Genomic DNA, 12497 nt, shown 5'->3' on the forward strand with positions numbered 1-12497 from the left:
TCATTTGCCCGTATTGAACTCGGCGCCGAACAGCTCAGGTGCGCCTACAGTTACCACTTGAGTCCCCACGGAGGGACCCGCGCTGGCCGTGACCACGCCGGCTTCCACTTTCGTGACGGTGACGGACTGGCGCTCGTAAACGCGCGGGGCAGGGTTGGTGTAGACCCAGGTCTTGCCGTTGGCGTCGTACATCAGGGCGCCGTACGGCAGCAGTACGTCGGTTCCGGTGCCCGCCGTAGCAGGCTCGGTCTTGAGATCGATCCGATCGATACCGCGCTGGGTCAGGGTGAGCTTCGCGATGCCGGTCGTAGCGTTCTTCTCAACTTTCGCAGGGGCCTCAGCAACTGATGCAGGGGTCACCGAGGGCTGAGCGCACGCGGGGAGGGAGAATACAAGGGCTGCACAGACAGCGGCCGCGAGGGGCAGGCGCCGCAGGGGCTTTTGGCTGGTCATTTTACTTCCACCTTTTCCTGCATGGGCTGAACGGGGACTTCCGCTTCGTAGACTTCTGACCACTCCTCCGGGGCGGTCCGGGGACCGAACCAGAGCGTCAGCAGAGGGAGCACAAGGAGCGCCACAAGGGTTGTGGTCACAATGCCTCCGGCGACAATCAGCAACATCGGGGCGATGATGGCCTGGCCGACGGTACCGCCCAACACCGCGGGTGGTATCAGGACCAGTACCGTGATCAGGGCCGACTTCAGGACCGGGGACATCCGGTCCCGGGCCGCCATCACAACGATCTTCCCGTGGGACGTCTGCGGCATGGCCCGCCACAGCTCATCGACTCGAGCGGACAGGAGGGCGGCGTTGCGGGCCGCGATGGCCAGCACCACTGCAAAGGCGGTCAGCGAGAGCCAGGAGAGTGACGCAGCTCCAATCCAGGCAGCCACCGCCGCGCCGGCCAGCGCCGCGGGCATTGCCAGGAAGACGGCGAGAGCCAGCTTCCAGCTCCGCACTGCAGTCTGGAGCAGAAGCAGTACGCCCAGCAGTGCGGCCGCTCCAAGCCAGAGCACCACAGTGTCGGCCGCCTGCAGTTCGCTGTACTTCGCCGGAATCTCCGCGTGGTATTCAAGCGGGAACTGAATCTGCTTGACTGCGGCCTCAATGTCACGTTGTACATCCGCCAGCGGGCGTCCGCTGACATCTGCTACGACGTCGATCCGCCGCGAGGTGTCATCGTGCAGGATGACAACTTCGTTGGGGACCATCCGGACCGCGGCGATCTCGCCGAGCGTGATGTGGCCACCGCTGGGGGTGTCGAGGAGTAGTTCACGAATGCTGGTCAGGTCATCCCTGACGTCCACCGCGCCGCGAACAACGACTTCGAATACCTTTTGTTGCTCAAAGAGGTTGCCGACGACGATTCCCTGCATGAGTGCCGCCGCGGCGCGCCTGGCGTCACCGGGTTTGATGCCGACCTTCTGGGCGGCCTCAAGGTTGACTTCGACCTCCACGATGGGGGACTTGGTAGTGGCGTTGATTTTCGGGTTCTTTACCCCGCTGATGCTCTCCAGCGCCTTGCGGACCTCTTCAGCCTTTTCGCGCAGGATGGGCAACTCGGTGCCGTAGACCCGGACTGCGAAGCCCGGTTCCATGCTGCTGCGCATATCGCCGATTTTCTGCTGCGTGTAGTTCAGGACGTTGTTCGCGATGCCCGGGTAGCCCTGGACCACGTCCCGTACCGCCTGCTCCGTCTCGCCGAAATTCGCGTTCGGCGCGATGGACACCCAGAGTTCGGCTGAGCTGTTTCCGACAACCTGATCCGAGGAGATGGCGCGGCCGATGTGCCCGCCGACTCCGGATACACCGGGCAGGGCCCGGAGTTCGTCGGAGGCCTTGGAAGCAACCCGGCGGACTTCATCATTGGAGGTGCCGGCCATGGTGTCCCACTGAACCAGCAGCGTCCTGTCCGGCAGGGTGGGAACGACCGGCCGGTTGCCGAGCAGCTGGGATCCGGCGGCAAGGCCAAGGACCCCGATGACAGCAACGGCGACAAGGCCAAGGGTGCGGCGTGAGCGGGCACCGTTGAGGGCGCGATCATAGTAGGTCCTGGCGCGTCCGGCGGCAGCGAATTCCTGCCGCGGAGCCGTCTCCCGCGGCAGGAGCATCTGTGCCAGTACCGGGGTGAGGGAAATACCGACGAGCAATCCGGCCGCAAGGGCCAGCACCAGGGACCAGAACAGCGGCTGGAAGAAGGAGCCGCCGATCCCGGTGACGAACAGCGTCGGAATGAGTGCGATCACCATGATGAGGGAGGCATGGAACAGTGGTGTGCGGACACCCCGGACGATGTGGACGATGCGTGACCGCAGCGTTGCATCGGTTTCAGTGGCCGTGGTCACCAGAGGCCGGCGTCGCTGTGCCTGGACGTCCTCCACGATGTCTCCCACAATCACAGAGATGCCGAGGAGCACGCCGACCAGAACGGTGACGTTAAGCGTAGCGTTTTGCGAGTAAAGAACCACAGCCGCCGCCAGGACAGTCGTCGAGATCGCCACGAGGGCAATGACCGCGACCCGCCAGGAGCGGAACAGCAGCCAGAAGAGTCCCACGGCGATCAAAAGGCTGATCAACAGCGCCAAGCCGAGGCCATTAACTGATTCCTGGACGGACGTTGCAGGGCGGAAAACGGTGGTGTCCATCGTGATGCCGGTCAGACCGGATTCCATGTCCTTCAGAGCCGCCTCGATATTCTCGGTGACCTGCAGGGCGCTGGTTCCCGGGAACTTCTCGACGACCAGCAACAGACCGGCGTCCTGCCCGACGACGGCGTCGCCGATCAGGGGCTGGTGATCCTCCTTGACCTGGGCAATATCGCCCAGAAGCATCGTCGGGTTCGATTCCTCAACGCTGACCTTGGAGAGGTCGGCAGGGGTGCGGATCGGCAGGACATGCTGGATACCGAGGCGTTGGCTCGGTGACTCCACGAAACCGCCGGTGCCCGGTGTCGACGCTTCAAGGAAGCTCAGGGGGGATACCCAAACGGCGTTGCCGGCGGTCTTGATGACCTGTTCAAGGGTGATGCCTTTGTCACGCAGCTGGGTCGGGGTGACCTCGACCTGGAGTTGCTGTTCGCGCTGCCCCCAGATGGAAACGTTGGCCACACCTGGAATGCCGATCAGCCGCGGCTTGATCTTCCACCGGGCCAGGACCGACATCTCGATCCCGGAGAGCTGCTTGGAGTTCATTTTGACCATCAGCACACGGCTGGTGGAGGAGAGCGGCTGCATGATCAGGGGCGGTGCCGAAACGTTTGGCAGGGCGTGCGCCTGGGTCATGCGTTCCGCGACCAGCTGGCGGGCGCGAAGCAGGTCGGTGCCAGGTTCGAAGATTAGCTCGATTGACGACAGCCCCGGTACGGACTTGGAACGGATCTCGTCGAGCCAGGCCACCCCGTTGAGGAGGTCGGCTTCCATCGGGGACGTGATGAGCTGTTCTACTTCAACAGCGGAAAGGCCCAGGGCCTCTGTCTGGATCTCAACGTGTGCCGGCGCGAACTCGGGCATCGTATCCACGGCGATGTGAGGGACGTTCACAACGCCGAAGGCGATGAGGCCCGCCGCTAGGGCGAGAACCAGGATTCGGAACTGCAGACTGAAGCGGGTAACCCAGCCAAACATGGCTAGACCATTTCCTGGCGGCTGCATGCGGCGCAGCGCCGCACGGGCAGATTGTTCAATTGATGCAGGGCAGAAATACGCAAGAGATACATATCAGGCTCCTCAACCCGAGACCTATGCGAATCCCCCCACAGGATCCCCCCACGCGATCTTGAGAGAATAGTGTTCCTATTCGATCCGTTTGGCAAGGCGCAGAAAATAGGGGAAGACTGCCAATTCCGGCGGAGTCCTCCCGCCGGGTTCGCGTAAATTAAGTAAGCGAAAAGAAACTACCTGGAAAGGGCATAATCGTCACTTGGGATGGATACAGGGACTACTTGATGTGGCCACACGAGTACTTGCTTCCGAATTGTGTTTACGCAAGTCTGCATTAGCAGATGGTGCTGTAAGTACAGCAGGCTTACAAGTGATGAATTTGTAACAATTTGAATTCATGGACGTCCCGGAAATTCCTCCGCCGGCCAGCCCGGCGCCAACCGCTGCCTCAGCCGCTTTGCTGCGACACCGCTCCCGTTTCCCCGGGAACCAGCCGGAAGCGCTAAAGTAGTCGTATGCGTGCGATCCTCCTGTTTAGCTAGCCGCCCGGTATCCCGACGAGAACTCGGAGTGCCGAGCGGCAGCCCCTCCATGTCGAGGGGCTTTTGTGTGTCCGGGCCCTTTCCGGCCGGGCAGCAGGGGACCAGGGCCGGGCCGGAACAGCAGCCTTGCCAGAAGATAGAGCCTGACCGTGACGTTTTGAACTACGTGAAGCTTTAAAGAACAGAAGAGGCCAGCAGTGAGCGTTCAGCCGGAGACAGAGACCGGAACACCCGCCGTCGCGACGGCGGGCCCCGAAGAGGGTGCCTACAGCTTTGCGGCGATGGAAGCCAAGTGGCCGCAGGTCTGGGAGGACCTCAAGGTCTTCACGCCCGTCGACGACGGCTCCAGGGAACGCCGCTACGTGCTGGACATGTTCCCGTACCCGTCCGGCGACCTCCACATGGGGCACGCCGAAGCGTTCGCGATGGGCGACGTCGTCGCGCGGTACCTGCGCCAGCAGGGCTTCGATGTGCTGCACCCGATCGGCTGGGACTCCTTCGGGCTGCCGGCGGAGAACGCGGCGATCAAGCGCAACGCCCATCCCAGCGAGTGGACCTACGCCAACATCGACACCCAGGCGGCGTCGTTCAAACGGTACGCCGTCTCCGTCGATTGGTCCCGCCGCATCCACACCTCCGACCCGGAGTACTACCGCTGGACCCAGTGGCTGTTCACGCGCTTCCATGAGCGCGGCCTGGCCTATCGCAAGAACTCGCCGGTCAACTGGTGCCCCAAGGACCAGACCGTCCTAGCCAACGAACAGGTGGTTAACGGTGCCTGTGAGCGCTGCGGCACCCCCGTCACCAAGAAGTCCCTGAACCAGTGGTACTTCAAAATCACCGACTACGCCGACCGGCTGCTCGATGACATGGACGAGCTGCGCGGCCACTGGCCCGAACGTGTCCTGGCCATGCAGAAGAACTGGATCGGCCGTTCCGAAGGCGCCCACGTCACCTTCGTGATCGAGGCCGACGGCAGTAAGCCCGCCAGGGACGTCACGGTCTTCACCACCCGCCCGGACACCCTGTACGGCGCCACATTCTTCGTCGTCGCCGCGGATGCGCCGATCGCCGTCGAGCTGGTCACCGGCGAACACGCCGCCGCCCTGGACGCCTACCGCGAGCAGGTCAAGGCGCTTTCGGAAATCGAACGCCAGTCCACCGAACGGGAGAAAACCGGTGTCTTCACCGGCCGCTACGCGATCAACCCGTTGAACGGCGAAAAGCTGGCCGTCTGGGCGGCCGACTATGTACTGGCCGACTATGGTACCGGCGCCATCATGGCTGTCCCGGCCCATGACCAGCGTGACCTCGACTTCGCCCGCACCTTCGGGCTGCCGGTCCGGGCGGTCCTGGACACCGGTGAGGAAGATCCGGCCGTGACCGGCACCGCGACCACCGGCGAGGGAACACTGATCAACTCCGGCGCCCTGGACGGACTGCCCAAGGCAGAAGCCATCCCGGCCGCCATCGAGATCCTGCTGGGGCAGGGAACAGGCGAGAAATTCGTCAACTTCCGCCTGCGCGACTGGCTGCTCAGCCGGCAGCGCTTCTGGGGCACCCCGATCCCGATCATCCACTGCCCGTCCTGTGGCGAAGTGCCGGTCCCGGACGATCAGCTGCCCGTCACGCTGCCGGCGGACCTTCGCGGCGAGGACCTGTCCCCGAAGGGCACGTCACCGCTGGCCGCCGTCGAAAGCTGGGTCAACGTCGAGTGCCCCGACTGCCACGGCCCGGCCAAACGGGACACGGACACCATGGACACCTTCGTGGATTCGTCCTGGTACTTCCTGCGGTTTGTTTCCCCGGAGTACACCGGCGGCCCGTTCGATCCGGCCAAGATCAACGATTGGATGCCGGTCGGCCAGTACGTGGGCGGTGTGGAGCACGCCATCCTGCACCTGCTGTACGCGCGGTTCTTCACCAAGGTCATCCACGACCTCGGCATGATCGACGCCAACGAACCTTTCAGCGCCCTGCTCAACCAGGGCCAGGTCCTCAACGGCGGCAAGGCCATGAGCAAGTCGCTGGGCAACGGCGTGGACCTGAGCGAGCAGCTGGACAAATTCGGCGTCGACGCCGTCCGCCTCACCATGATCTTCGCGTCCCCGCCGGAGGACGACGTCGACTGGGCGGACGTTTCGCCGTCGGGCTCCGCGAAGTTCCTGGCCCGGGCCTGGCGCCTGGGTCAGGACGTGGCGAGCGCACCCGGCGTCGACTTCGCCACCGGTGACCGTGCCCTGCGCACCGTCACCCACCGCACCATCGCCGATGCCGAAGCCCTGCTGGACCACAACAAGTTCAACGTTGTTGTGGCAAAGCTGATGGAGCTGGTCAACGCGACGCGTAAAACTATTGACGCAGTCAGCGGTGCGGGCGGGGCAGACCCGGCCGTACGTGAGGCCGTGGAGGCCGTCGCGGTGATCCTGAGCCTCTTCGCGCCCTATACGGCCGAGGACCTGTGGAACGTGCTGGGGCACCCCGCCTCCGTGGCAAACGCCGGCTGGCCCGCGCACGACAAAGCCCTCCTTGTGCAGGACACGGTCACGGCCGTCGTCCAGGTGCAGGGCAAGGTGCGGGACCGCCTGGAGGTGCCACCGGACATCACCGAGGACGGGCTGCGCGAACTGGCGCTCGCCTCGGAAAACGTCCAGCGCGCCCTTGATGGCAGGGGTATCCGCACGGTGATCGTGCGGGCGCCTAAACTGGTCAACATCGTCCCGGCGTAGCCGGGCAGGGCAACCCAAAGACCGGCCGCCGGTGAAAGCCGGCGGCCGGCCGACTTTGAAGTACCAGCCGCCAGATTAGGACAGCAGGAGGTTCCCGTGCCAGACCGCGAGCCAGCAGGATGGCCGTGGCTGAGGGAGCGCCTTATCCGGCTCCGGCAGACCACCAGGCCCGGGGCCGTCCCCGAGGCAGCCCCCGCCGCCGTCGTCCGGACCGCTGTGGTCACGGACTCCGCGGCGGCGCTGCCGGCCGACTGGGTGCGGGCCTTCACCGCAAACGGCCTGCTGACCGTGGTGCCCATGCCCGTGATGGTGGGCGCGGAAATTTACGGCGAGGGCGAAGACGACATCACCGACACGATTGCCGTGGCCCTTGCCAGCGGTACACCCGTCAAGACCTCACGCCCCTCACCCGGACAGTTCGAACAGGCGTACCTCGCCGCACACCAACGCGGCTTCGAGTCCGTGGTGTCCGTCCATATTTCCGGCGAACTCTCCGGGACTGTGGATTCGGCCCGGCTCGCGGCCGCCCGTGTTGGCATTCCGGTGGAGGTCCTGGATTCACGGACCGTCGGGATGGCGCAAGGGATGGGTGTCCAGAGCGCCGTTGTCGCTGCCGCCGACGGCAGGAACGCCGTGGATGTGCGGGATTTCGCCGAGGCACGGCTGGCCCGCACCAGGGTCTACTTCTACGTTCCGAGCCTCGAACAGCTGCGCCGCGGCGGTCGGATCGGTGCGGCGGCGTCACTCTGGGGCACCATGTTCTCGATCAAACCCATACTGGCGGTCGAGGACGGCAAAATCATTCCGCTGGAGAAGGTCCGGTCCGCTGCGAAGGCCATCACCCGGCTGGAGGAGATCGTCGCCGCCGATGCCGCCGCGCGCCCGAACGGACAGGCACGGCTGGCCGTTCATCATTTCGGCAACCAGGCCGAGGCCGGGCAGCTTGCCGCACGCCTGGCGGTTCTGCTGCCCGGGTGCCCGGCGGCTCAAATCAGTGCCCTCCCGGCTGTGCTGGCCGCCCACGCCGGACTCGGCGTGCTGGCAGTGATCGTGGGGGAGAGCAGCACCCCTGCATCTCCGGAACTTTCTTCCCCGGCTCTTTCGGACTAGCCCTTTTCCACATAGTCCCGGTGCGGGATGTGCATCCGTCCCGTGACTTCCTACCGTAGTTCCCATGTCATGCCGGAACGTGTCACACCGGACTCCGGGGGCGGAAACCGCCGAGGGGCTCAGGGCTGCCCGGCACCGCCTGTCCGCGACGCTCGGAGTGGGGGACAGCTCCGGGCACACGGCCGGGCTGCTGGGGCTGACAGCGGCCGGCGTCCCTGAATCCGCGGGAAGCGGGCGGCGGCCCGTGGCGGCGAGGCTGCGGCGTCGGGCCGGACTGGGTGCTGCGGTCCTGCTGGGGGTCGCAGCGGCGGTGCTGGGCGGCTGGTTCTGGTGGCGTGTGGCCACAGGAGCGCCCGAGGTGGTGCCGCTGAGCGACGTCTCCGCGGCGGGCATCCAACAGCCCGGACCTGACGCTGACGCCCTGTCCGCACCCACGGGAGCCGCCACAGAGACGAAGCCGGCGAGCATCTTCGTCCACATGGCCGGAGCCGTGGCGAAACCGGGCGTGTTGGAGTTGCCGGAGGGAAGCCGGCTCCACGAGGCCATAGCCGCCGCGGGCGGGAGTACGGCGTCGGCGGATCCGGGCCGGCTCAACCTCGCAGCTGTGCTTGAGGACGGCCAGAGGATCCTCGTTCCGGAGCAGGGCGGAGCGGGCACCGCGGAGCCTGCCCCGGTCGCCGCCGAAGCGGGAGAATCCGGAACCAGCACCGGCACCGGCAGTACCGGCAGCAATGGTTCGGGCGGTGGGAAGGTTAACCTCAACACTGCCGGTGTCGAGGAGTTGGGCACCCTCCCGCGCGTCGGACCCGTGCTTGCCCAGCGCATCGTGGACTGGCGCAGTCAACACGGCAAGTTCCAGACAGTCGAGGAGCTTGATGCCGTGGACGGGGTGGGCCCGAAACTGCTGGCAGCGCTGCTACCGCTGGTCCGGGTCTGAGCGGAAGCCGTGGAGATGACCCAGCCATGACGAAAAAGCGCAGTCCCTGGCAGCGGTACGTTGACGCCGCGGTCACGCGTCAGCCGTTGGCCAGCGGTCCCGCCGCTGCGGCCCGCGACGTATCCCTGGCTGCCAGCACCGCCGCAGGCAGGCATAGTCACCCCGCACCCGGCCTAGCTGGGCGGCTCAGGGAACGGCTCGAGGAAATCATGTTCCCCGCCCTCCCCACCCCGGCACGGGAGGCCACCCGTCGCCGGACCGACGTTCGGTTGGTACCCTCCGCTTTGCTGGTCTGGGGGACAGCCGTCGCCGGAAGCTGGCTGGAACCCGCCGCTTTGGCGGGCCTGTGCCTCTTCCTCCTGGCGGGCTCGGCCCTGCTCCTGCTCAGGGTGTCCGCCAGGGCCAGGGCAACGGCCGCGGCTAGGGCAACGGCGTGCGGGCCGGGCCGACCGGCACGGCGAAGTTCGCTTGCGACGCTTGCCGTGGCGCTGCTGCTCTCCGCCGCCGCGGGCGCGCACGGGGCCGTCGGCTCGTCCCAGCGCCATGACGGTGCTGTCGCCGAGGCCGTCGCCGCGCAGGCCGCCGTCGTGGCTGAACTGGAGGTAGTGAGTGCACCGCGGCGGCTTAGGGCACCGGGAAGCTCCGGGCTCGCCGACCGGTGGGCGGTGCCGGCCACGCTGCTGACGCTGGATTTCCGTGGCCGCCGGGTCCTCGCCCAGGTAAGGCTGCTGGTGATGGGCGGCGCCGTCTGGGGGCACACCACACCGGGCCAGCGGATCCGGACGACAGGCAAGCTCAAGCCCTCCGAGCCCGGACAGGCCGAAGCCGCCATTCTGTCGGCGAGCTCTGTGCCGCGGACACAACGGGCGCCTGGCCCCTGGCAGCGGGGTCCCGGCGAACTCCGGACCGGCTTCACGGCTGCCGCCGGCCGGCTCGACGGCGATGCCCGCGGCCTCCTGCCGGGAATGGTGACCGGGGATACCAGCGCGCTGGATCCGCAGCTGGATACCGCCATGAAGACGGTCGGAATGACCCACCTGACAGCGGTCAGCGGGGCGAACTGCAGCCTGATCCTCGGTACGCTGCTGTTCGCCGCCCGCAGCCTTCGGCTAAATCGAGCCGCTGCCGCCGCCGTGTGCCTCGCGGGGCTGGGAATGTTCGTCCTGATGGTGGGTCCGGACGCGAGCGTCCTGCGGGCGGCGGTGATGGGCGCGGTCGGACTCATGGCACTGGCCGGCGGACGGACCGGACGCGGACTCAGTTTCCTGTGCCTTGCGGTGATCGGGCTGCTGTTGGCCGAGCCGGCGCTGTCCACGAGTTTCGGATTCCTGCTCTCCGTGCTGGCCACCCTGGGCATCGTGGTGTCAGGCAGGCCAATCATGACGTGGTTCCCGGCCGCAGTGCCGCGCTGGGCGGCGGCGGGACTGGCGGTCCCGCTGGCGGCGCAGGCCTTCTGCGGTCCGGTGATCGTGCTGCTGCAGCCACAGTTTTCCAGCTACGCGCTGCCCGCCAACGTGGTGGCCGCCGCCCTCGTCGCCCCGGTGACGCTGCTGGGCACCGCCGCCGTACCGCTCGTGGCGCTGGCACCGGCGGTCGCGGAAGTCCCGTTGGGCATTGCGGCGGTCTTCGCCGGTGGTGTGGGCGGGGTCGCCCGGTTCTTCGCGGCGCTCCCCGGCGCCGTCCTTCCCTGGCCGGAGGGCGGCTTTGGTGCCGCCACCATGACACTGCTCTCCGGCGTTGTGCTGGCCGCTGCGTGGCTGGTGTTCCACCCGGCCGCGGCGGTAGGCCTGGCGGTGGGTGCGCATACGACTACCGTCGCCTGGCTCGAGCAAATGCTTCCCCCCGGCGCCCGCCGGCACGACGGGCAGGGACGCCGCCGACGCGGCTTGGTGGACCGCCCAGGCCGTGGCACGCTTAGAGTCTGCAAAAGAACTTCCGGGAGGAAACAAGAGTGGCTGCTGCCCAGACCCAACGGACCAGGACTTCGGCGTCGACGACCGCCACCTGGCGTGAGGTGACACCGGCGGCGGTGGTGCTGGTTGGCGGACCCGAGGACTACCTCGGTTCCCGCGCCATGGACCGCATCCGTTCGCAGGTCCGCGCGGCAGCGCCCGATGTCGAGGTCACCCGGCTCAACGCCGGCAGCTACGAGCCGGGTTCGCTGGCCATGAATGTCAGTCCGTCGCTCTTTGGCGAGCAGAAGCTCATCGAGGTCGAGGGGCTCGAGTCGATGAACGAAGCCTTCCTGACCGACGGCCTGAAGTATCTCGGACAGCCCGAGCCGGACGCCGTCCTGGTGCTCCGCCACAGCGGCGGCGTGCGCGGCAAAAAACTGCTGGATGCGATTAAGGCCGGGGGCTGGCCGGTGGTGGACTGCCAGCCACTGAAGAAGGACGCCGACAAGATCGCGTTCGTCACGTCCGAGTTCAAGGCCGCCTCCCGCCGCATCGATCCCGACGCCGTGCACGCCCTGGTCAACGCCGTCGGCGCCCACCTGGCGGAGCTTGCCGCCGCCTGCAGCCAGCTGATCTCCGATGCCGCGACCGGAGTCGATGCCGCAATGGTGGACCGTTACTACGGCGGGCGTGTGGAAGCCACCGCCTTCAAGGTTGCGGACGCCGCGATGGCCGGCAACGCTCCTCTTGCGCTCTCCACCCTCCGGCACGCCCTTGCCACCGGCGCTGATCCCGTCCCGCTGGTAGCCGCGCTGGCATCAAAGCTGCGCTCCCTGGCGAAGGTTGCCGGGGCGCAGGGCTCCTCCGCCCAGATCGCCAAGCAGCTGGGCATGCAGCCGTGGCTCGTGGAGCAGGCGCAACGTGAGGTACGGCGCTGGACCCCCGAGGGACTCATCCGCTCCATCCAGGTGACCGCCGAGGCCGACGCGCAGGTCAAGGGCCTCTCCCGGGATCCGGTCTACGCCGTCGAACACGCAGTGACGGTGATTGCGACGTCTGTCCGCCGCTGAGCGGGGCATCCACCACGAGCCAGCCCGCAGTTCAAGCCACAGGCCGGACTCTCGAAGGGCAGGCGCCGCCCTGACGGCTTAACTGGAAGTGGCCGGCACCCTGGGTGCCGGCCACAATCATCAGTTCAGGTGAACTGGAAACCTTTAGAGCGCGTTGACCTTTTTGGAGATCGCGGACTTGCGGTTTGCTGCGTTGTTCTTGTGAAGAACACCCTTGCTGACAGCCTTGTCCAGCTTGCGGCCGGCAGAAACCAGTGCAGCAGTGGCAGCATCCTTGTCGGCAGACTCAACGGCGGTGTTGACGGCGCGGATGGCCGTCTTCAGCTCGGACTTGGCTGCGTTGTTGCGCAGGCGAGCCTTCTCGTTGGTGAGGATGCGCTTCTTCTGGGACTTAATATTAGCCACGTGTGAACTCTCTTTTTTCAATGCGGAAAATGGTCTAGAGGGCTTTCAGATTGGCCATTGACTGAGCGGCGTGGGGATACCTATGGCGACCAACCATATGTGGCCGTCGACCTGCACGGACACACAGCTGTCAATAATAGCAGAGACGCC

8 protein-coding genes are annotated in these 12497 nt (G+C 66.4%); 5 read left to right on the forward strand and 3 right to left on the reverse strand.

All coding sequences use genetic code 11. From position 1 onward, the window contains the following. Window positions 1-453 (reverse strand): hypothetical protein, encoded by a 453-nt coding sequence (locus tag ACZYZE_RS12835; protein ID WP_463908044.1) that lies wholly within the window; start codon window positions 451-453, stop codon window positions 1-3. Further along, window positions 450-3623: an efflux RND transporter permease subunit gene (locus ACZYZE_RS12840; protein WP_463908046.1), complete on the reverse strand. Its 3174-nt coding sequence runs from the start codon at window positions 3621-3623 to the stop codon at window positions 450-452. The genes ACZYZE_RS12835 and ACZYZE_RS12840 overlap by 4 nt, the downstream gene beginning before the upstream one ends. A gap of 775 nt (window positions 3624-4398) precedes the next feature. Here ACZYZE_RS12840 and leuS point away from each other — a divergent pair. The 5 genes from leuS (at window position 4399) to holA (ending at window position 11942) form a co-directional block, all read left to right on the forward strand. Next, complete coding sequence (gene leuS / locus ACZYZE_RS12845; protein ID WP_463908048.1) at window positions 4399-6930, forward strand: leucine--tRNA ligase; 2532 nt, start codon at window positions 4399-4401, stop codon at window positions 6928-6930. 96 nt (window positions 6931-7026) lie between these two features. Next, complete coding sequence (locus ACZYZE_RS12850; RefSeq protein ID WP_463908050.1) at window positions 7027-8040, forward strand: DegV family protein; 1014 nt, start codon at window positions 7027-7029, stop codon at window positions 8038-8040. A 79-nt stretch (window positions 8041-8119) separates the two neighbouring features. Next, window positions 8120-8977 carry a ComEA family DNA-binding protein gene (locus ACZYZE_RS12855; protein WP_463908052.1) on the forward strand — a complete coding sequence of 286 codons (858 nt, stop codon included), beginning with the start codon at window positions 8120-8122 and terminating at the stop codon, window positions 8975-8977. 26 nt (window positions 8978-9003) lie between these two features. Next, a complete protein-coding gene (locus ACZYZE_RS12860; RefSeq protein WP_463908054.1) occupies window positions 9004-10995 on the forward strand; it encodes a ComEC/Rec2 family competence protein in 1992 nt (663 codons plus the stop codon). Continuing rightward, complete coding sequence (holA, locus tag ACZYZE_RS12865) at window positions 10929-11942, forward strand: DNA polymerase III subunit delta (protein WP_463908056.1); 1014 nt, start codon at window positions 10929-10931, stop codon at window positions 11940-11942. Before ACZYZE_RS12860 ends, holA begins: the two co-directional genes overlap by 67 nt. 144 nt (window positions 11943-12086) lie before the next feature. Here the strand turns inward: holA and rpsT are convergent, their stop codons facing one another. Then, the gene (gene rpsT, locus ACZYZE_RS12870; protein WP_459319901.1) at window positions 12087-12347 is read right to left on the reverse strand and encodes a 30S ribosomal protein S20; all 261 of its coding nucleotides are present in this window, start codon (window positions 12345-12347) and stop codon (window positions 12087-12089) included. Between the last annotated feature and the right edge of the window lie 150 nt (window positions 12348-12497).

The sequence above is a fragment of the Pseudarthrobacter woesei genome, from assembly GCF_055412745.1.